Source organism: Bradyrhizobium elkanii WSM2783 (assembly GCF_000472865.1).
GTDB classification, from domain to species: Bacteria; Pseudomonadota; Alphaproteobacteria; order Rhizobiales; family Xanthobacteraceae; genus Bradyrhizobium; species Bradyrhizobium elkanii_A.
In genome coordinates, this window is sequence record NZ_AXAP01000026.1 from 55,547 (window position 1) to 75,499 (window position 19,953).

Genomic DNA, 19,953 nt, shown 5'->3' on the forward strand with positions numbered 1-19,953 from the left:
CTGAAAAGCAGAGCCATGAATCTTCGTAACGTCGCCATCATCGCCCACGTCGACCACGGCAAGACCACCCTGGTGGACCGCCTGCTGCAGCAATCCGGTACGTTCCGCGAGAATCAGAAGGTCGCCGAACGCGCCATGGATTCCAACGATCTCGAGCGCGAGCGCGGGATCACCATCCTGGCCAAGGCCGCCTCGGTGCAGTGGAAGGACATCCGCATCAACATCGTCGATACCCCCGGCCACGCCGATTTCGGCGGCGAGGTCGAGCGTATCCTCAACATGGTGGACGGTGCGCTGGTGCTGGTGGATGCCGCCGAAGGCCCGCTGCCGCAGACCAAGTTCGTGGTCTCCAAGGCGCTCAAGGTCGGCTTGAAGCCGATCGTCGTCATCAACAAGGTCGACCGCCCCGACGCGCGCCCGACCGAAGTCATCAACGAAGTGTTCGATCTGTTCGCGGCGCTCGATGCCAGCGAGGAGCAGCTCGATTTCCCGATCCTGTACGGCTCGGCCAAGCAGGGCTGGATGGCGGAGAGTCCGGAAGGCCCGAAGGAAGCAGGGATGCAGCCGCTGTTCGATCTCATCGTGCGGCACGTCGCGCCGCCGAAGGTCGAGGAAGGCCCGTTCCGCATGATCGGCACCATCCTCGAGGCCAATCCCTATCTGGGGCGTATCATCACCGGCCGCATCACCTCCGGCATCGTCAAGCCGAACCAGGCTGTGAAGGTGCTGAATGCGGAAGGCAAGCTGGTCGAGCAGGGACGCGTGTCAAAGATCCTGGCGTTCCGCGGAATCGAGCGCACACCGCTCGATGAAGCTGAAGCCGGCGACATCGTCGCCATTGCCGGCCTCACCAAGGGCACCGTCGCCGATACGTTCTGCGATCCCACCGTCGAGACGCCGCTGCTGGCGCAGCCGATCGATCCGCCGACGGTGTCGATGTCCTTCATCGTCAACAACTCCCCGCTCGCAGGCACCGAAGGCGACAAGGTGACGAGCCGCATGATCCGCGATCGCCTGATGCGCGAGGCCGAAGGCAATGTCGCGCTGCGCGTCATCGAAGCCGCCGACAAGGACTCGATGGAAGTCTCCGGCCGTGGCGAATTGCAGCTCGCGATCCTGATCGAGACCATGCGCCGCGAAGGTTTTGAGCTCTCGGTGTCGCGTCCGCGCGTCGTGTTCAAGAAGGACGAGGCGACGGGCCAGGCGCTGGAGCCGATCGAGGAAGTCGTGATCGACGTCGACGAGGAGCATTCCGGCGTCGTCGTGCAGAAGATGAGCGAGCGCAAGGCCGAGATGATCGAGATGCGCCCGTCCGGCGGCAACCGGCTCCGGCTCGTGTTCTACGCGCCGACCCGCGGCCTGATCGGCTATCAGGGTGAACTGCTCACCGACACCCGCGGCACCGCGATCATGAACCGCCTGTTCCACGGCTATGCGCCCTACAAGGGCGAGATCCAGGGCCGTCGCAATGGCGTCCTGATCTCCAACGATCAGGGCGAGGCCGTCGCCTATGCCATGTTCAAGCTGGAGGATCGCGGCCCAATGATGATCGAGCCGGGCTGGAAGGTCTACAAGGGCATGATCGTCGGCGAGCACACCCGCGACAACGATCTCGAGATCAATGTGCTGAAGGGCAAGCAGCTCACCAACATCCGCACTACCTCCAAGGACGAAGCGGTGCGCCTGACCCCGCCGATCCGGATGACCCTGGAAAAGGCGCTGGCCTATATCGAGGACGACGAGCTCGTCGAAGTGACGCCGAAGTCGATCCGGCTGCGCAAGAAGCACCTCGATCCAAACGACCGCAAGCGCGCCGAAAAGGCCAAGGAAGCGGTGGCTTAACCTCTCCCTCCACAAGGGAACCGTCATGGCCGGGCTTGTCCCGGCCATCCACGTCTTCGATACTGGGAACCAAGAGCGTGGATGCCCGGGACATCTGCGCGAAGACGCGCTTCGCGCTTTTGCCCCGGCATGACGATGAAGTGGACGACCCGATGTCCCTCCCCTCCTCAGTCGATGTCGTCATCATCGGCGCTGGCGCAGCCGGCCTTGGCGCAGCCAATGCGCTGAAGGATTCCGGTCTTTCCACCATCGTGCTGGAAGCGCGCGACCGCCTCGGCGGGCGGGCGCATACGGTCCGGGCCGCGCCCGATGTGGTGTTCGACGTCGGCTGCGGCTGGCTGCATTCGGCGGACAAGAACAGTTTCGTCGCCGTCGCCGAACAACTGAATTTCGAGATCAACAAGACCTTGCCGCCCTGGCGCGAGCGCGCCTATGGCAAGGCGTTCCCGCAAGCCGATCGCGACGATTTCATGCGTTCGCTCGATGAATTCTACGAGCGCGCTTGGAAGGCCGCGCAAAAGGGCGAGGACGCGCCTGCGAACCGTTATCTCGAGCCGGGTAATCGCTGGAATCCGATGATCGATGCGATCTCCACCTATGTGAACGGCTGCGAGCTCGATCAGGTCTCGATCCTCGACATGGAGGCTTATGAGGACACCAACATCAATTGGCGCGTGCGGCGCGGCTATGGCGCGCTGGTCGCCGCCTATGGTGCCTCATGTCCCGTCGCGCTCAATTGCAATGTCACGCTGATCGACCATTCCGGAAAACGCCTGCGCCTCGAAACGTCGCTGGGCACCCTTGCGGCCGACCATGTGATCGTGACCGTGCCGACAAATTTGATCGCGGATGAAGCGATCCGCTTCTCGCCCGCGCTGCCGGCAAAAGCCGACGCCGCGCGGGGACTGCCGCTCGGCGTCGACGATAAGGTGGTGCTGGCGCTCGCGGACGCGGACGCATTTCCGAAGGAAGGCAATTTGCGCGGCGCCACCATGCGCACCGAAATGGGCACCTATCACATCCGTCCGTTCGGCCAGCCCTGCATCGAGGGCTTTTTCGGCGGCCGGTTCGCAAAAGAGCTGGAAGATGCCGGCGACGGCGCCTTTGCCGCGCACAGCATCGACGAAATCGCGGGCTTTCTCGGCAGCGACATCCGGCGCAAGCTGACGCCGCTTGCGGAATCCCGCTGGGCGCACGACCCCTTCGCCCGCGGCGCCTATTCGCACGCGCTCCCCGGCCATGCCGGCAAACGCGCCGTGCTGGCCGCGCCCGTCGATGGACGCTTGTTCTTCGCGGGTGAAGCAACCTCGCCGAACTTCTTCTCCACCGCACATGGCGCGCGCGACTCCGGCGAGCGCGCGGCGAAGGAAGTGCTTGCAGCAAGCGCGCAAGGGTAGCCAACTAACACGGCTAACCCTTAAAAATAACGTCGCGATGGAATTTTAGATACTGCGCGTTGGGATAAAGTGTCTGATCTTTCGGGAGATAAATCGAGCCACTTCGATTGAGCAGTCGAAAGGCATCTTCAGGAACGTGGTTCTTAGCGATCAATATCTTGTAGTCGTCTCCTACGGAGATCAATCCGCGATCGAACATCCAATGTACCGTTCCGGAAAGAGCTATTCCGTTGCGAATAGAGTCGGGGCCCTTCGACGCTACCGGCTGGATATGCGCCGCTTGGACCTCAGGACGCCCGCCGCCATTTATTAAACGAAGTCCGGTCATCGAGCATCGGTTCGCATAAGCCGCCCGTACATTGTGCATGAACGATCGCTCGCGAAATGGCCTGGAAATCGTCATTTCTACAATCGGTCGCTCAAAAGGAACTGTTGGCTCGAACAACCCGGAATCCGAATCTAGCTGGGACACTTCGCCTAAGACTGGCGCGAAACCAGACTTCAGGATTCGATCGAATTCGTTGTCCGGAATTATGCGCACCGCCCGTCCAAAGGCACCCTTGTTCGTCGAGCCGTCTGGCTTCTTCAGCGCACTCTCGTAGTAATCCCCGCCTTCTGCAAATGGCACTGGCTTATCAAAATCAAGGTAATCGTCGATCAGTGCGTAGTAGTGATCCGCAACCTCCGAATCTTCGACAACCGCCGTGACGCGCGCTACGCCAAAATACGATTGTCGCCCTCCGAGGCTTGATAAATCGACGCTTGATCGCCTCGGCTCGTAGTAGACGATGTGATCACCGATCGCCCGCCTGACTTGATTGAGGTACGTCCGTGGAAAATGATATCGCGCCTCAGGCAAATCTTTGTAACCAGGCGCTACTTTTGTTGTGAAAACTGCTTTGGCCATTTAGGTCGGCAAACGATCGAGTCTCTTTTCACGAATACTACCGAGAACTGCGTCGATCGACCAGGCGCTCGGCGGCCTATACCTACTCCATCACCCGCGCCCGCGTTTCGGCATCCGGCACAAAGCAGGTCTCGTATTTGCCGAATATGCGATAGCGGTTGCGGGCGAGGAGACCGTAGACGGCGTCGCGGATCGGCTTTGGCACTGCGAACAGCGCTTTCGTCCAGCGCCAGCCCGGCAGGTGGCTCAGCACCGTCAGAGCGGCATCGGATTTGAAATAGGCGACGCCGCCATGCACAACAGCGTTCGTATCAGGGTCGGCTGGATCAATGCCGAACGTCCGCGCCAGCCGCGTGCCATAGCCCGATTGGACCGGCGTGAAGCGGAAGCGGCGGTCCGCGTCGCGCGCGATGACGAAGCGGACCCAGCGCGAGCAGAAGATGCAGACGCCGTCATAGAGGATCACGTCATCGTCCGGCCAGAGTCGCATTCTGTTTCCAGTTGACGCATTCTTGCGCGACGACGAAGCGTGCGTCATGGTTTAGCCCGAGCAGCACGCCGCGCTCTCGGCGCGCGGTCGAGTTCCGCCGCGGCGAGCTTAACGCCATTCTCGCTTTCGGGCAGCCAATGGCCTTCGCCGCCATAGGCCGGCAGCACGTAAAAATCCACCCGCCCGCCGGCCTCGCGAAAGGCATCGGCGAGTTGCCGCGATAGCGCCGGCGAGAAATAACTGTCATTGGCGGCAACGAGCCATGTTACCGGCACCTTCGCACTTCGGCCGAACTCGGCCGCGGAAGCGAGCAGGGCATGCGGCGCGCAAACCTGGTTCGGAAAATCATTGGCCCGGCCCCCGCGCCCCGGCGCAAGGGCGATGATCGCCAAGATGCCATTGCGGCTCTCGGCGGCAAGCGCCAGCGCACCCCAGCCGCCGGCGGAATGGCCGATGACGATGGCGTGATCCTTCCGGATGAAAGGCTGATCGCTGAGGTAATCGAGGGCGAGCCTGATCTGCCCGGCGGTAGCCCCAGCCGCGCGTGAATAATTCGCCTCGTCGCAGCCGCCCTGGTCTTCCAGGTATGTTCCGCCTGTTGCGCCATGGCCGAGCCGCTCCGGCACCAGCACGGCAAAGCCGCGTGCGACCAGAAACCCGGCCAGGGCGCGGTATTCGGGCTGCGGCATCTGCGCCCGGCGCAGCACATTCTGCGTCGTGGCGTGCGCGATCAAGGCCAGCGGAAACGGCCCTGCGCCCGGTGGGCGAAACAGCAAGGCGCGCACCGGCCGTGCGGGATCGGGTGACGGCACCAGCCATTGCTGCCGCCGGCTCGGCTCGCCCTCCCCGCCTTGCGCCCCCAGGATGGGTTGCGCCAGAGCTGCCTCGGAGCCGAGCGCCGCGGCAACAAGCAGCGCGAAAATCACTTTAAGTGAATGCATTCTTGGCCTGATGCGACCATGCTGGGCAAAACCGGATACGCCGAAAGACGATCTCGCGAATCAACCCCGGCGCAGTTTTTCACGACACGCTTGCTGACCATATGTCATCGGCGTGACGCCGGCCTGCCCCGCATCACGAACTGGCCGATTGAAGTTCGCACTGTCCTCTTTCGGTACAAGTCGTTCGAAAACTGATGCAAAAAATCCACAGGTTAACCGATAATTAACGATAGAGCTTGAAGGCGGCGCGCCGACTTGCTTTGATTGGATCATGAGCACAACCCTGATAGAGGTCCGGCCGGCCAAGGTTGCGGATGCAGCCGCGGTGGCGGCTACGCATGACGAAGCCTGGCGTTCGGCCTATCAGGGCATCATCCCCGGCGCCGAACTGGAAAAGCTGATCAACCGGCGCGGTCCGCACTGGTGGGACAGCGCGATTCGCAAGGGCAGCCGCGTCAGCGTGCTGGTGTTCGGGGACAAGATCGCAGGCTACGCCAATTACGGTCGTAACCGCGCCCGCAGCCTGCACTTCGAAGGCGAGATCTACGAGCTCTATCTGCGGCCGGAATTCCAGGGCCTCGGCTTCGGCCGCCGCCTGTTCAACGCCGCCCGCCGCGACCTCGCGCAGAGCGGGCTGAAGAGCATGGTGGTCTGGGCGCTGTCGGATAACGACCCGGCCACGGAGTTTTATCGCGCGCTCGGCGGCCGCATGGTGGCGCGCTCCTCCGAAAGGTTCGGGCCGAAATCGCTCGACAAGGTCGCTTTTGCCTGGACCAACTGAGGCTGCCAGCGTCTCCGGGACGGCGCCACGGGCGCGCGTCAACCAATAGCCCAAAAATCCATCATTTTTCCTCGAAAGTTAGATGGATGGGCGGGCCCAGCCCGCGTATGACAGCAGCAATCACTGGTCCTGCCCGGCGCACCCGCGTTGGCAATCACGGAGTTCTCTATGCGTATTGATGCGGTATCGATCGGAGTGAATCCGCCGCATGACGTCAACGTCATCATCGAAGTGCCGGTCGGCGGCGAGCCGATCAAATATGAAATGGACAAGGAAGCCGGCACGCTGGTGGTCGACCGTTTCCTCTATACGCCGATGCGCTATCCCGGCAATTACGGCTTCATCCCGCACACACTGTCCGACGACGGCGACCCCTGCGACGTCCTGATCGTCAACACCCGCGCCATCGTGCCCGGCGCGGTGATGAGCGTGCGCCCGGTCGGCGTGCTCCTGATGGAAGACGAAGCCGGCGGTGACGAAAAGATCCTCGCAGTGCCGTCGTCAAAGCTCACCCAGCGCTACGACAAGGTGAAGAACTACGGCGACCTTCCCCAGATCACGCTGGACCAGATCCAGCATTTCTTCGAGCACTACAAGGATCTCGAAAAGAACAAGTGGGTGAAGGTGCTGCGCTGGGGCGATGCCGAAGAAGCGCGCAGGCTGATCACCGAAGGGATCGCACGGGCGAAGAAGTAACACCTGATCCCGAACGCGCGGTGTGGCGCCTCCGGGGCATGGGAATGTCGAGGGGGAACGATTGCGCCGGCTCATCAAGATCATCGGCAAGGCCGTGCTGCTCCTGGTTGCAGCGGCGCTCGTCCTTGCCGGTGTGCTCGCCTTCAATGTCTTCAGCCGCGGCTCGCGGCAGCTCCAGGTCGCGGCCATCCCGCGCGCGGCCGTTGATGCGGAAACCGCCGCCTCCCGGCTGGCCGAGGCAATCCGCTTCAGGACCATCTCGAGCTTCGAAAAGCCCGAACAGCATGCCCCCGCGTTGCGCGGCATGCAGGCCCATATCGAGAAAAGCTTCCCGGCGTTTCATGCCGCCGCCAAGCGCGAGGTCATCGCCGGCCTGAGCCTGCTCTACACCTGGGAAGGCAGCGATCCGAGGGCACAGCCGATCGCCCTGCTCGCGCATCAGGACGTGGTGCCGGTCGCGCCCGGCACCGACAAGGACTGGCAGCAGCCGCCCTATGACGGCGTGATCGCCGACGGATTCATCTGGGGCCGCGGCTCCTGGGACGACAAGGGTAACCTCTATGCGATGCTGGAGGCCGCCGAGGCGCTCGCAAAAGCCGGCTTTCAGCCGAAGCGGACGATCTATTTCGCCTTCGGCCACGATGAGGAGGTCGCGGGCACGCGCGGCGCCAAGGCGATCGCCGCGACGCTCGCCTCGCGCGGGATCAAGCTCGACTTCGTGCTCGACGAAGGCCTGCTGATCACCGACGGCATCATGAAGGGGCTTGCCAGGCAAGCTGCCCTGATCGGCGTGGCCGAAAAAGGCTATGCCACGCTGGTGCTGTCGGCGCAGGCGACGCCCGGCCACTCCTCGATGCCGCCGCGCGAGACCGCGATCGGCATGATGAGCGCGGCGCTGGTCAAGCTTGAGGATCACCGCCTGCCGATGCAAATCCGCGCCACCGTGTCGGAGATGTTCGACACGCTGGCGCCCGAGATGAGCGGCGCCAACCGCGTGATCCTGTCGAATCTCTGGCTGTTCAAGCCGCTGCTCCTGCGCGAGTTCGAGAAGACCGGACCGACAGAAGCAATGGTTCGCACCACCACCGCGCTCACCATCTTCAATGCCGGCGACAAGGACAATGTGCTGCCCGGCCGCGCCGAGGCCACCGTCAACTTCCGGCTGCTTCCCGGCGACACCCAGGCAAGCGTGACTGATCACGTCAGCTCTACCGTCGGCAACGATCGCATCTCGATCAAGCCGTTTCCCGGCAATACCGATCCGCCATCGGTGACCGGCACAGCCAGCGCGTCCTACCAGACGCTCAACCGCACCATCCGCGAGATCTATCCCGACGTCATCGTCGCGCCCGGCCTGATGATCGCCGCAACCGATTCGCGGCACTATGCCGATATCACCGACAACATCTTCCGTTTCTCCCCGGTGCGCGCCAACAGCGACGACCTGAAGCGCTTCCACGGCACCAATGAGCGCCTCAGCATCGAGGGCTACGCCGACATGATCCGGTTCTATCGGCGCTTCATCGAGAACAGCGCGGGGTGACCACCACCGTCATTCCGGGGCGATGCGAAGCATCGAGCTATGATGTGCAATTGCACATCAGAGAATCCATCGAGCCGCATGCGCTGGCGGAGAAATGGATTCCGGGCTCGCGCTGCGCGCGCCCCGGAATGACGGCATTTACCTAAACCCCCGGCGCTGGCAGGCCGGCGATCGCGCAAGCGGCGCGGAGCGTGTTCACCAACAGGCAGGCCACCGTCATCTGCCCGACGCCGCCCGGCACCGGCGTGATCGCGCCGGCGACGCTCAGCGCCTCCTGATAGGCGACATCGCCGACCAGACGCGGCTTTCCGCCCTCTACGGGGATGCGGTTGATGCCGACATCGATCACGGTCGCGCCCGGCTTGATCCAGTCGCCGCGCACCATCTCGGGCCTGCCGACCGCCGCATAGAGCAGGTCGGCGCTAGCGGCGAGCTTCGGCAGGTCGCGCGAGCGCGAATGCGCGATCGTCACCGTCGCATTTTCGTTCAACAGCAACTGCACCAGCGGCCGGCCGACCAGGTTGGAGCGGCCAATTACCAGCGCATTCATGCCTTCGAGCGAGGCATGCACGCTCTTGGTCAGGATGATGCAGCCGAGCGGCGTGCAGGGCGACAGCGCGGCGAAGCCGCCAGCGAGCCGCCCGGCATTGTTCGGATGCAGGCCATCGACGTCCTTGGCCGGATCGATGGCATTGATGATGGTTTCGGTGTGAATGGATTTCGGCAGCGGCAGTTGCACCAGGATGCCGTGCACCGCCGGGTCGCGGTTGAGCTTGCCGATCAGCGCCAGCAGATCGGCCAGTGCGACATCGGCCGGCAGCTTGTGCTCGAACGAGGCCATGCCGGCGGCCTGGGTCTGCGTGTGCTTGCTGCGGACATAGACTTCGCTCGCGGGATCGTTGCCGACCAGGACCACAGCCAGCCCCGGCACCAGCCCGTGTTCGCGCTTGACGCGGGCAACCTCCTCCGCGACGCGTGCGCGGAGGTCGGCTGCAATGGCTTTTCCGTCGATGATGTGAGCCGTCATCTCAATCCTTCGCGTTGGGTGCAGTCAGTTGGCGCAAGGTGTCACCGAGCTGCCGTGGATCGCCTTCGATCGCCACCTGTTTGAGCCGCGAGGTGGCCCCCGAGAGGAGCTTCACCCGCCCCTTGGGCACGCCCAGCGCCTTGGCAAGCAGGCCCATTACCGCCCGATTGGCCTCGCCGCCGTCGGCAATGGCGCGGACCCGGACCTTCAGCACATTACGGCCGTCGGATAGCGTCTCGATCCCATCGATGTCGTCGCGGCCGCCGCGGGGCGTCACGCGGAGTGCGACGCTGATGCCACCGGTGGAATAGCGCCAAGGGAGATCTGCCAAGGATCGGTCACCGGCCGAAGGGCGCTCAGATCACGTTGGGATAGACGTAGTACATGATCACCCGCTCGATGAACATGATGAGCAGAATAACGATGATCGGCGAGATATCGAGCCCGCCCAGATTCGGCATGATCTTCCGGATCGGCGCCAGCACAGGTTCCGTGATCCGGTACAGGAACTCGGCCACCGCTGATACGAACTGGTTGCGCGTGTTCACGACATTGAACGCTACCAGCCACGACAGGATCGCAGCGGCGATCAGGAGCCAGACATAGAGGTCAAGGACAATGATGACGATGTCGAGGATGGCGCGCATGTGGTGGGGGCTCGCGGGTGGGACAACGAGCTAAATATCGGTTCGCCCCTGCACAAACAAGGGAACTTCCGGATCAACGTGGCCAAAAACCGGGCGTTTACTGTTCTTGACTTGGGCTTGGGCGGGACGGTAAATGGCGCCGATTGCCGGCCGCACTGCTCAGCACGGACCGGTCTGGACGGGGCCATAGCTCAGCTGGGAGAGCGCATCGTTCGCAATGATGAGGTCGGCGGTTCGATCCCGCCTGGCTCCACCACGCTTCGCCCTTCGGGCTACGCGTGGCGCAGCCGCGCAGAGCCCGAGGGGTGAAGCGTGGTGCCCGGCATAGCCCGAAGGGCGACGACGGGCTTTTCTCCGCAACCCACCTGCCTACGAAAGCCTGGATTGCGCCGTTACCCCGCGCGCACCCCCTACTCCGCCGCCTCCGACATCACCGCCATCGGCACGCGCGCCAGCCAATCGTCGATGAAATGCTTCAGCCATGCCCGCTCGACCGCGTCGTAGACGGCGCGGTCGGCGAAATGCTGATGGCGTGGGCGGGCGCCGGGCGAATCCAGGCGGTCGCCGCCGCGCGTGGTCCAGCAATGCATCATCGCGTAGGTGACATCAGGATGGAACTGCAAGCCGAAGGCGTGTCCGTATCTGAACGCCTGCACCGGAAAGTCGCCGCCCTCGGCGAGAAGCTCGGCGCCGTCAGGCAATTCGAATCCCTCGCGGTGCCAGTGGTAGACCTGCTGCGGCCAATAGGGGCAAAGCGCGCGGCCTGCTTCGGTCGGGCGGATCGGATAATAGCCGATCTCGGCGCGGCCTTCCGGATGCGGCGCGACGCTGGCGCCGAGCTGCCTGGCGAGCATCTGAGCCCCCAAGCAAATGCCGAGAAACGGCCGTTGCTCGCGCAGCGGAATCTCGATCCAGTCGATCTCCCGCCGCACAAAATCATCGCCATCATTGGCGCTCATCGGGCCGCCGAAGATGATGGCGCCCGCGTGCTCGTCCAGCGTTGCGGGAAGCGCATCGCCAAACCGCGGGCGGCGGATATCCAGGGGATGGCCGAGCGCGCGCAAGGCGTTGCCGACGCGGCCGGGCTTGGAAGTCTCCTGGTGCAGGACGATCAGGACCGGCAGCAGGGAGTCAGGCCCGGTTGGGGTGACGGCCGCGCGCCTTCCGCCGGGGAAAGGCAGCACGGCATTGGCTGTTTCAGACCGTGACGACATCGACCTCAAGCGGCATGCAGCAAGCTGGCAGCATGCCTAAGCGATTCTTAATTTCGGGTGAGTTCACGCCAACTCATCGAAAATTTTAAAGCAAATCGCGGGCCAGATTGGAGCCCTTTGGTTTGCGTCAGCGCCGACGTAGCTGGAAACCGCCGACCGCCGTCAGGATGAATGACCGCGGGAAAAATCGGAGCAGCAGTGGCACCACCTTGATGAAGAGGCCGGGCAGCACCGCCCGCTTGTTTGCCATCAAGCCACCATAGGCCTGCCGCGCGACCTCCGCCGGCGAGACGTTGAGGATCGCGGAATCAAATCCGGGTGCGAAGCCGGCGCGGGCCTGGAATTCCGTCGGCACCGGCCCCGGACAGACCAGGGTGACACGGACGCCGTGCGGCTCGAGCTCCTTGCGCAGCGCCTCCGTGAACGACAGCACATAGGCCTTGGAAGCGTAATAGACCGCCATGCCCGGCCCCGGCAGGAAGCCCGCGATCGAACCAACATTGAGGATACCGCCGCGATTGCGGATCAGCGAATCGGCAAATCGCAGCGACAGATCGGTCAGCGCGCGGATGTTGACGTTGATGATGTTGAGCTGGTCGGCCCGGTCGCGCTTGTTCGCGTAGCCGAACACGCCGAAGCCGGCATTGTTGACGACGTATTCGACCTCGACGCCGGCCTCGGCCAGCGCGGCGGCGATCTTGTCGCCGGCATCTGGCTGCTCGAGGTCGCACGGAATCACGATCGGCGCTGCACCACCCTTGCCAGCGATTTCACTGGCGAGCGCCGTGAGGCGATCGGCGCGGCGCGCCACCAACGCCACACGATGACCGTTGGATGCGAAAACACGCGCCAGCTCGGCGCCTATACCCGCCGATGCACCGGTAATCAGCGTCACACACTCGGTCACGATCGAATGCTCTTAATGAATCACAGGGCCCGTTACGTACGGCCGAACGAGAGCATAGGCTTGTGGTCGGGCGCAAGCCACCCGCGGGCATATCCGCATGCAGCGCCGGCCGCGTTCGCGATCGGAATGCATCATTTTGGGCTTATCGCGCAAACCGACCGGTTGCGCGATGTACATTAAAGTTTCGTCATCTGCACGGCGGGAAGCGAACAGCCCGCGAACGCAGTGTCAAATTGCCGCGTCGGCAACACCCCAGGGCCCCCGGGGCAGGCTCGCCTGCTTTTCGCCTACGCGGCGCTTGAGATCGATGCGATCACGCGAGGAGACACCCAGGAGATCCGCCGCTCGCCACACCACGTTGTCCTCGAACTCGCTGACCTGGCCGTCGGCAAAAACCAACTCCCACATCATCTCGACGATGCGCAGCCGCCCCTCTTCGTTGACCTGCCGCATGATGACGCTCGTGAAATGATAGAGATCGACCGCTTCGCCTTCGATCCGCGTTGCGGACGCGATCAATTTGTCCGCGGTGCCACGATCGAGTCCAAAGCGGCTTTCGATCAGGCTGTGCAGTTTGCGCTTCTCGTTCGCGCTCGGCTCGCCGTCGATCGAGACGACGTGGACGAGCAGCGCAGTGGCGGCAAGACGATAATCATTGTCATCGAATGCCCGATCCGCCTGCGCGTCGGGCGACACAATATCGGCAATGAACTGGCGAAGTCCGTCAAGCATCAACGCCTCTATCGATTGACAGGGTACAGGACCTATATGGCGCGGAAACCCGACCCGCGCAATCGCGCCGGTTCTGCGGCCTGCATTACGTTTAGGCAATCTGTTCCCTTGTCGTCCCCGCGAAGACGGACCCATAACCACAAGGAGCGGTTACTTGGCTAAGCCGTCGAGCAGATCGCCTCACAGATAGATCACGCGGTATGGGTGCCGGCTCAAGGCCGGGACGACAAGCGCGTCACGGTATCTCGTACACCACCATCTTGTCGGCGATGCCGCGCAGTGCCGCTTCCTTCTGGATCGGCCGGATCTCCGCATTCCTCAGAATGGAGAGCACTTCCGGCGAATCGATCACCGGCGCAGTGATATGAATTTCCTGCTGGGTCGACAGGCTCTGAACACGCGCGGCGATGTTGACGGTCTGGCCGAAATAATCCTGCCGCTCGTTCAGCATCACAGCGAGGCAAGGACCTTCGTGAATCCCGATCTTGACGATCAGGTCCTCTTTGCCGCGCTCGTCGTTGAGCTTCTTCATCGCCGCGCGCATGCGTAGGCCGGCGGCGAGCGCATGTTCAGGCTTGATGAAGGTCGCCATGACGGCATCGCCAATGGTCTTCACCACGGCGCCGTGCTCGGACGCGATGATCTCGAGTAGCGCATGGAAATGCGCACGCACGAGATCGAAAGCGGCGAGGTCGCCGACCCGCTCATAGAGCGCGGTCGAGCCCTTGAGATCCGTGAACAAAAAAGTCAGCGAGGTGATCTTCAATCGCTGGTCGACGTTGAGATTATCGGCCTTGAAGACATCACGGAAGGTCTGGTTGCTCAGCATCCGCTTCGCGGTGAGGATCGGCTTGCGCCTGCCCAGCATCTGGTGCAGCGCGTCGCCGGCTACCCAGACCGATGGCAGCACGCGGACGCCGGCCTGGTTTTCCAGTGTGAGCCGCAATGGCCCCGGCCGCAGCACCGTCGTGCCGGTCGGCGCCTTCAACTTGTTGTAGACGACTGAAAGCTGTTGGCGATCGGTGGTCGGCTCGCCCTGAACGTCAAGGAAGTGGGCCGAATGCGTCACCGGCTCAAACACGATGACGTACTGGCTGGGCAAGTTCAGGGAGAGGATCGCCTTCTCGCCGGGGGGCAGTTCGAGCGCTTCGAGCGTCGCTTCGTTGATCAGGCGCGAAAACGATTCGTCGTTGATGTCGACACCCGAACTCCAGAACATCTGCCGCACATAGTCCCAGAGCGGCAGCGTGTTAGGATCATGCGCGCCGATGCGGCGGACTCGCGGGCTGACCGTGAAGGCGACCTCGACCATTTCGTCGACCGAAGCCTCGTAGCCGGCGGCGCAGAGCGCACAATTGTAATCGTCGTGACGCAGCGATTTGAGCGTCGAGTGCGCATCGAGCACCCCGCCACAGCCGGGACAGAGCACGTTCCAGCTCATGTCGAACAGGCCGAGCCGTGACGAGTGGAGGAAACCGGAAATGACCTTTTCCTCGTCGAGCCCGGTACGCCCGGCGAAGTCCAAAGCGTTGATGCGGTTGAGATCGCGATCATCGCCATCGGCAATCAGCCGCGCGATTTCGTCGACGACGGCCGGATCGGCCGTTTGTTTCAACACTGCAAACTGGGCCTGGGTATCGCTCATGGCGCAACCTTAGATGAGATGACCGGCGCCGAAACGCAAGGTCTGGCTATCTCGGCTTGATCGTGAACATCGGCGAGCGGTCGGGCTGGGTCGTCACCACCCCGATCGGCATCACCGGCTGCCTGTCGACCAGCGAGATACGGAAGGCGCCGATCAGCTTCGCCAGCGCCAGCGTCGCCTCGACAAGCGCGAAATGCGCGCCGATGCAGACCCGCGCGCCGACACCGAACGGCAGATAGGCAAAGCGATCGGGCGGCGTGCCGGTCAGGAAACGCGACGGCACGAATGCCGCCGGATCGTGCCAGAGCTTCTCATGCCGGTGCAGCAGCCATGGCGCGATCATCACCACGTCATGCTTCTTCACGGGCATGCCGGCGATCGTATCCGCCCCCGCTGCGGCGCGCGCGATCAGGAAGGCCGGCGGATAGAGCCGCATGGTCTCGTCGATGACGGCGCGGGTGAATTTCAACCGCTCGATCTCGAGTCCACCGCTTGCGGCGACCGCCTTCACCTCGGCGGCAAGCTCCTCCTGCGTCGCCGGATCGAGCGAAAGCAGATAGAGCGCCCAGAACAGCGCGGTCGCGGTCGTCTCATGGCCGGCCAGTATCATGGTCGCGATCTCGTCGCCGAGCTGCGCGTCGCTAAAGGCCTGACCGGTCTCGGGGTCGCGTGCGGCAACCATCAGATCGAACAGATCGCGCGGCGGCGCATCGCTGGTCTTGCCGGCGGCACGGCGCTCCGCCATCAGCATGGCAACGAACGCGGTCCAGCGCTTGCGGAAGCGGGCGCGCGCCAAATCCTGCGGGCTCGGCCAGCTCAAAGGCAGCAGCATGTCGAGGAAGCGCGGCCGCGCCAATCGCTCGCCATATTCCACGACGAAATCGCGCAAGATGCCGCCATGGCGATCCATGCCGAACGAGAACATGGTGCGGCCGGCGATCTCGAGCGTCATCCGCTGCATCGTCTCGCGAAGGTCTACCGGACCATGGCTCGCGGCCCTGAGCTTTGCGATGGTCTCGTCGGTCACGGCCACCATGTGCGGCACCAGCGGCGTGATCGCGCGCGGCGTGAAGGCCGGCGCGAGCGTGCGGCGCTGATGTTTCCAGGCACGGCCCTCGGCGATCAGAAGACCTTCGCCAAGCATCGGGCGCAACACCCGGAAGGCGGCCGGCGTGCGCGTATAATTCTCATAATTGTCGACCAGCACATGCCTGATCGCATCGGGCGTGTTGAGGATGAAGCTGCTGCGGCCGAAGAAGCGGCCGCGGACGATCTCCTCCTCATAGGCGCGCTGGCTCCAGCTTGCGATCGGGCTGCGGCTGATCAGCGTCATGCGCCTGAAGGCGGACAAATCGTCGGGCGCCCGTGGCGGAGCCGGCGGCACCAGCCGGTTTCGCGCAAGCGGCAGCTCGTAGACTTCGGCCATGCTCATGGTGCTTGCTCCAGTCTCGATCCACCCAGTCTACGCTCTCCATCCGGGGGTGATGAAGACGTAAAACAGCGTTCTCGGGGAGAGTTCGCCGAACACGCGCATTTGTTACCTCGCGACCGCTCCTCGCTCCCAAGCCGTGTTTTTGCGGAACGGAAATGACAGCATGACGACTGGACAATGCGGGCGTTTGACGGGCATCACTCGGCGGCCGGAATCAGCCAGCCAACCAACAGAGGACCACGGAACCACCATGACAGCATCGCCGCGACGCCCGAGCCCTGCCTCCGACGGCATCTTGGCGCCGCTTCGGCATTCAGTGTTCCGGCGCATCTGGCTGGCGAGCCTGCTCTCCAACCTCGGGATCCTGATCCAGGGGGTCGGCGCCGCCTGGGCGATGACGCAGATGACATCCGCAGCCGACAAGGTGGCGCTGGTGCAGACCGCCCTGATGCTGCCGGTCATGCTGATCTCGATGCCGGCCGGTGCCATTGCCGACATGCACGACCGCCGGATTGTGGCGATGGTGTCGCTTCTGATCGCGCTGGTCGGCGCCACGGTTCTGACCGCGCTGGCTTGGCTCGACCTGGTGACACCGAATATCCTGCTCGCGCTCTGTTTCATCGTCGGCAGCGGCATGGCGCTGTTCGGCCCGGCCTGGCAGTCCTCGGTCAACGAGCAGGTGCCGCCCGAAACGCTGCCCGCCGCGGTGGCGCTGAACGGCATCAGCTACAACATCGCCCGCAGCTTCGGGCCGGCGATCGGCGGCATCGTGGTCGCAGCCGCGGGCGCGGTGGCCGCCTTTGCGCTCAACGCCCTGTTCTATCTGCCGCTCCTGATCGTGCTGTTCCTCTGGGACCGCGTCAGCGAGCCGTCGCGGCTGCCGCGCGAGCGGCTCAACCGCGCCATCGTCTCGGGCATGCGCTACATCAATCATTCGCCGTCGATCAAGATCGTGCTGACGCGCACGCTGGTCACCGGCATCATCGGCGGCTCGGTCTCCGCGCTGATGCCGCTGGTGGCGCGCGACCTCTTGCATGGCGGCGCCCAGACCTACGGCATCATGCTCGGCGCCTTCGGCATGGGCGCGGTGCTCGGCGCCCTCAATATCGGGGAGGTGCGCAAGCGGATGAGCGGCGAAGCGGCGGTGCGCGTCTGCGCCATCTCCATGGCGGGCGCGATCGCCGCGGTTGCGATCAGCAAGCTGGCGGTGGTGACCGCCGCGGCGCTGGTGCTGGCCGGCGCGGTCTGGATGACGGCGATCGCGCTGTTCAATATCGGCGTGCAGCTCTCGGCGCCGCGCTGGGTCGCCGGCCGCTCGCTGGCGGCGTTTCAGGCCGCGATCGCCGGTGGAATCGCGATCGGAAGCTGGGGCTGGGGCCGGCTCACCGATGCCGCCGGCGTCGAGATCGCGCTGCTGGTCTCCGCCGCCTTGATGCTGCTGTCGCCACTGCTGGGACTATGGCTCAGGATGCCACCGGTCGGCGCCCGCAATGAGGACGCCACCGAGATGCTCGCGGATCCCGAGGTCCGCATGCCGCTCACGCCGCGCAGCGGGCCGCTGGTGGTCGAGATCGAGTACCGCGTCGCACAAGAGAACGCGCGGGCCTTCCACAATGTGATGCTGGAGGTGCAGCTCAGCCGGCAGCGCAACGGCGCCTATGGCTGGTCGATCGCCCGCGACATCGCCGATCCCGAATTGTGGACCGAGCGCTATCACTGCCCGACCTGGCTCGATTACCTGCGCCAGCGCAACCGCGCCACCCAGTCGGAGCGCGAATTGCATCTGAAGGCGATCGCTTTCCATCTCGGTCCCGAACCGATACGGGTGCGCCGCATGCTGGAGCGTCCCTTCGGCTCGGTGCGCTGGAAGGACGAGACGCCCGACCCCGGAGCCACCGAAGTATTGCCGGTCGTCGCGACGGCGGCCGGCAGCAGCACCTGACCCCTTGCCGTCATTTCGGGGGCGCGTCGAAGACGCGAACCCCGGAATGACAGGAGCCGTTACTGCCCGTGCGCGGTCAGCGTCTGCTGGCACGCCTTGGTCAGGCGGCCACGGTGCTCCTTCAGGCAGGCCAGCACGGCATCATCACCCTTGTCGAGATACGCTCGGCAGAATCGCGACGCGTCGCGCGTGCAGGCTTCCCGCCCCTGCTGCTGCTGCTGCTGCGCCGAGGCCGCGGACGCCACCAGAAGCAGCGGAATGACGAACAGCAATCTGGTCATTTCTCAAGCCTTCATATTGGCAATAGGCAGGACAACGGCGTGCTATATTGTTCACGCACCTCGAAGAAAGGTTCAAACGACGGCACCCGCGACTCGGTTCCGGCCGAACGGACGAGCCTGCAAAGACGCTGTGCTGCATCGCCGCAAGCGTCTGTGATGACCATCACGCAGAACAACGGCCTAATTTTCTTCGGCAAAGGCAAGCGCGTTGGGATCGCGTTAAGACCTCGTTGGCACTAATGGATCGTTACGAGCGAGCCCCGAGTTTCCCAAGAGAGTAGCGATGCGTAATCCGATAGGCCTGATGCTGGCCGTTGTTGTTGCGGCGGTCGTGATCGCCGGAGTGTGGTTCTGGACTGCCGCGCCGCGGGCCGATGCGGCGCCGCCGCAAACCGTCGCCGCCCGGCCGGCGGATTCGCTGCCGCCAGCCGCCGCGAAATCGGCCGCCAAGGACGATGTCGAGACCACCGCCACGGTGTCGAAACAGGCGGCTGCCGCGCCGGCGCCCGCCCCTGCTCCCGCGCCGGCCCCGATGCAGGCGAAATCGACCTGCACCAATCCCGATGCGCTCGGCGTCAGCCGCACGGTCGTCATCGACACCACCGGCGGCCCGGGCTTCGGCTTCCTGCAGTACAAGCAGTTCGACTTCCTGACCGACAAGGAGGTCGTGCTGACCTTCGACGACGGCCCGTGGCCGACCACGCCGGCGGTGCTGAAGGCGCTCGCGGACGAATGCACCAAGGGGCTGTTCTTCCCGATCGGCCTGCACACCACCTATCATCCGGAGATCCTGAAGCAGGTCGCCGCCGCCGGCCATACCATCGGCTCGCATACCTGGTCGCACGCGCATCTCGACAGCAAAAAGCTGACGGAGCAGCAGGCCAAGGACGAGATCGAAAAGGGATTCAGCGCCGTGAAGATGGCGCTCGGCGCCGCGCCCTCGCCGTTCTTCCGCTTCCCCGCGCTCGCCCACACCCAGGCGACGCTCGGCTATCTCGGCTCCCGAAACATCGCGATGTTCTCCGTCGACGTCGATTCCCTGGACTTCAAGTCCAGCTCGCCTGACCAGGTGATCCAGACCGTCATGACCAAGCTGGACAAGCAGGGCAAAGGCATCATCCTGATGCACGACCTGCAGAAGCACACCGCGCAAGCCCTGCCGACGCTGCTGCGTCGCCTGAAGGCCGGCGGCTACAAGGTCGTCCAGATGAAGGCGAAGGAGCCGCTGGAAACCCTGCCCGAATACGACGCCCTCATGGTCAAGGACATGAAGGTCCCGGCAGTAAGCGCCCGCCCGCTCTCCAGCGTGGTGCAGACGGTGTCCCAGCAGTAACCGATCGAATAGCGTATCGTCGTCATGGCCGGGCTCGTCCCGGCCATCCACGTTTTTGAGGGCGCTCGGAAATATCGAAAATGTTTTTGAGCGATGGTGCCGCAAGAGGGACTCGAACCCCCGACCCCGTCATTACGAATGACGTGCTCTACCAACTGAGCTATTGCGGCGAACCGTTCGGCAACTTAGCCGGAAA

20 protein-coding genes and 2 tRNA genes are annotated in these 19,953 nt (G+C 63.9%); 9 read left to right on the top strand and 13 right to left on the bottom strand.

The window, feature by feature from the left end:
* Positions 1 to 15 precede the first annotated feature (15 nt).
* Together typA and YY7_RS0122350 are read left to right on the top strand one after the other, a co-directional pair.
* Positions 16 to 1,842 (top strand): translational GTPase TypA, encoded by a 1,827-nt coding sequence (gene typA, locus YY7_RS0122345; RefSeq protein WP_028165184.1) that lies wholly within the window; start codon positions 16 to 18, stop codon positions 1,840 to 1,842.
* A gap of 152 nt (positions 1,843 to 1,994) precedes the next feature.
* Positions 1,995 to 3,239, top strand: coding sequence for a flavin monoamine oxidase family protein (locus tag YY7_RS0122350; RefSeq protein WP_028165185.1), 1,245 nt, complete (start codon positions 1,995 to 1,997; stop codon positions 3,237 to 3,239).
* Positions 3,240 to 3,252: 13 nt separating this feature from the next.
* Here YY7_RS0122350 and YY7_RS0122355 read toward each other — a convergent pair whose 3' ends face one another.
* The 3 genes from YY7_RS0122355 to YY7_RS0122365 form a co-directional block, all read right to left on the bottom strand.
* A complete protein-coding gene (locus YY7_RS0122355; RefSeq protein ID WP_028165186.1) occupies positions 3,253 to 4,146 on the bottom strand; it encodes an HNH endonuclease in 894 nt (297 codons plus the stop codon).
* 82 nt (positions 4,147 to 4,228) lie between these two features.
* Positions 4,229 to 4,636 (bottom strand): thiol-disulfide oxidoreductase DCC family protein, encoded by a 408-nt coding sequence (locus tag YY7_RS0122360; RefSeq protein WP_028165187.1) that lies wholly within the window; start codon positions 4,634 to 4,636, stop codon positions 4,229 to 4,231.
* 44 nt (positions 4,637 to 4,680) lie between these two features.
* Positions 4,681 to 5,577 carry an alpha/beta hydrolase family protein gene (locus YY7_RS0122365; RefSeq protein ID WP_028165188.1) on the bottom strand — a complete coding sequence of 299 codons (897 nt, stop codon included), beginning with the start codon at positions 5,575 to 5,577 and terminating at the stop codon, positions 4,681 to 4,683.
* 271 nt (positions 5,578 to 5,848) lie between these two features.
* On the opposite strand from YY7_RS0122365, the gene YY7_RS0122370 reads away from it, so the two are divergent.
* The 4 genes from YY7_RS0122370 (at position 5,849) to YY7_RS60525 (ending at position 8,743) form a co-directional block, all read left to right on the top strand.
* A complete protein-coding gene (locus YY7_RS0122370) occupies positions 5,849 to 6,358 on the top strand; it encodes a GNAT family N-acetyltransferase (RefSeq protein ID WP_028165189.1) in 510 nt (169 codons plus the stop codon).
* A 168-nt stretch (positions 6,359 to 6,526) separates the two neighbouring features.
* Entirely contained in the window at positions 6,527 to 7,054 is a 528-nt protein-coding gene (ppa, locus tag YY7_RS0122375; RefSeq protein ID WP_028165190.1) for an inorganic diphosphatase, read from the top strand.
* 61 nt (positions 7,055 to 7,115) lie between these two features.
* Positions 7,116 to 8,597 carry a M20 family peptidase gene (locus YY7_RS0122380; RefSeq protein WP_028165191.1) on the top strand — a complete coding sequence of 494 codons (1,482 nt, stop codon included), beginning with the start codon at positions 7,116 to 7,118 and terminating at the stop codon, positions 8,595 to 8,597.
* Complete coding sequence (locus tag YY7_RS60525; protein ID WP_155255273.1) at positions 8,594 to 8,743, top strand: hypothetical protein; 150 nt, start codon at positions 8,594 to 8,596, stop codon at positions 8,741 to 8,743. The genes YY7_RS0122380 and YY7_RS60525 overlap by 4 nt, the downstream gene beginning before the upstream one ends.
* On the opposite strand, the gene YY7_RS0122390 is transcribed toward YY7_RS60525, so the two are convergent.
* From YY7_RS0122390 to YY7_RS0122400, 3 genes are read right to left on the bottom strand one after another with little or no spacing between them, the layout of a single operon-like run.
* The gene (locus YY7_RS0122390) at positions 8,740 to 9,624 is read right to left on the bottom strand and encodes a bifunctional methylenetetrahydrofolate dehydrogenase/methenyltetrahydrofolate cyclohydrolase (protein ID WP_028165192.1); all 885 of its coding nucleotides are present in this window, start codon (positions 9,622 to 9,624) and stop codon (positions 8,740 to 8,742) included. The two genes, YY7_RS60525 and YY7_RS0122390, sit on opposite strands and share 4 nt — an antisense overlap.
* A gap of 1 nt (position 9,625) precedes the next feature.
* Entirely contained in the window at positions 9,626 to 9,955 is a 330-nt protein-coding gene (locus tag YY7_RS0122395) for a DUF167 domain-containing protein (protein ID WP_028165193.1), read from the bottom strand.
* 25 nt (positions 9,956 to 9,980) lie between these two features.
* Positions 9,981 to 10,271, bottom strand: a complete 291-nt coding sequence (locus tag YY7_RS0122400; protein WP_028165194.1) for a YggT family protein — start codon at positions 10,269 to 10,271, stop codon at positions 9,981 to 9,983.
* A 180-nt stretch (positions 10,272 to 10,451) separates the two neighbouring features.
* Here YY7_RS0122400 and YY7_RS0122405 point away from each other — a divergent pair.
* Positions 10,452 to 10,527 (top strand) — tRNA-Ala (locus YY7_RS0122405).
* A 154-nt stretch (positions 10,528 to 10,681) separates the two neighbouring features.
* Here YY7_RS0122405 and YY7_RS0122410 read toward each other — a convergent pair.
* The 5 genes from YY7_RS0122410 to YY7_RS0122430 all read right to left on the bottom strand — a co-directional run bounded on the left by YY7_RS0122410 (position 10,682) and on the right by YY7_RS0122430 (position 16,201).
* Positions 10,682 to 11,485 carry a glutamine amidotransferase gene (locus YY7_RS0122410; protein ID WP_028165195.1) on the bottom strand — a complete coding sequence of 268 codons (804 nt, stop codon included), beginning with the start codon at positions 11,483 to 11,485 and terminating at the stop codon, positions 10,682 to 10,684.
* Between the two features lie 127 nt (positions 11,486 to 11,612).
* Positions 11,613 to 12,392, bottom strand: a complete 780-nt coding sequence (locus tag YY7_RS0122415) for an SDR family NAD(P)-dependent oxidoreductase (protein WP_028165196.1) — start codon at positions 12,390 to 12,392, stop codon at positions 11,613 to 11,615.
* A 228-nt stretch (positions 12,393 to 12,620) separates the two neighbouring features.
* Complete coding sequence (locus YY7_RS0122420) at positions 12,621 to 13,124, bottom strand: TerB family tellurite resistance protein (RefSeq protein ID WP_028165197.1); 504 nt, start codon at positions 13,122 to 13,124, stop codon at positions 12,621 to 12,623.
* Between the two features lie 235 nt (positions 13,125 to 13,359).
* Positions 13,360 to 14,769, bottom strand: coding sequence for an adenylate/guanylate cyclase domain-containing protein (locus tag YY7_RS0122425; RefSeq protein WP_028165198.1), 1,410 nt, complete (start codon positions 14,767 to 14,769; stop codon positions 13,360 to 13,362).
* Positions 14,770 to 14,815: 46 nt separating this feature from the next.
* Positions 14,816 to 16,201, bottom strand: coding sequence for a cytochrome P450 (locus tag YY7_RS0122430; RefSeq protein ID WP_028165199.1), 1,386 nt, complete (start codon positions 16,199 to 16,201; stop codon positions 14,816 to 14,818).
* 250 nt (positions 16,202 to 16,451) lie between these two features.
* Here YY7_RS0122430 and YY7_RS0122435 point away from each other — a divergent pair, with 250 nt between their 5' ends.
* Positions 16,452 to 18,143, top strand: a complete 1,692-nt coding sequence (locus YY7_RS0122435; protein WP_028165200.1) for an MFS transporter — start codon at positions 16,452 to 16,454, stop codon at positions 18,141 to 18,143.
* 59 nt (positions 18,144 to 18,202) lie between these two features.
* Here the strand turns inward: YY7_RS0122435 and YY7_RS0122440 are convergent, their stop codons facing one another.
* Positions 18,203 to 18,424, bottom strand: coding sequence for a hypothetical protein (locus YY7_RS0122440; RefSeq protein WP_028165201.1), 222 nt, complete (start codon positions 18,422 to 18,424; stop codon positions 18,203 to 18,205).
* A 283-nt stretch (positions 18,425 to 18,707) separates the two neighbouring features.
* Here YY7_RS0122440 and YY7_RS0122445 point away from each other — a divergent pair, with 283 nt between their 5' ends.
* The gene (locus YY7_RS0122445) at positions 18,708 to 19,757 is read left to right on the top strand and encodes a polysaccharide deacetylase family protein (protein WP_028165202.1); all 1,050 of its coding nucleotides are present in this window, start codon (positions 18,708 to 18,710) and stop codon (positions 19,755 to 19,757) included.
* Between the two features lie 94 nt (positions 19,758 to 19,851).
* Here YY7_RS0122445 and YY7_RS0122450 read toward each other — a convergent pair.
* Positions 19,852 to 19,927 (bottom strand) — tRNA-Thr (locus YY7_RS0122450).
* Positions 19,928 to 19,953: the final 26 nt, after the last annotated feature.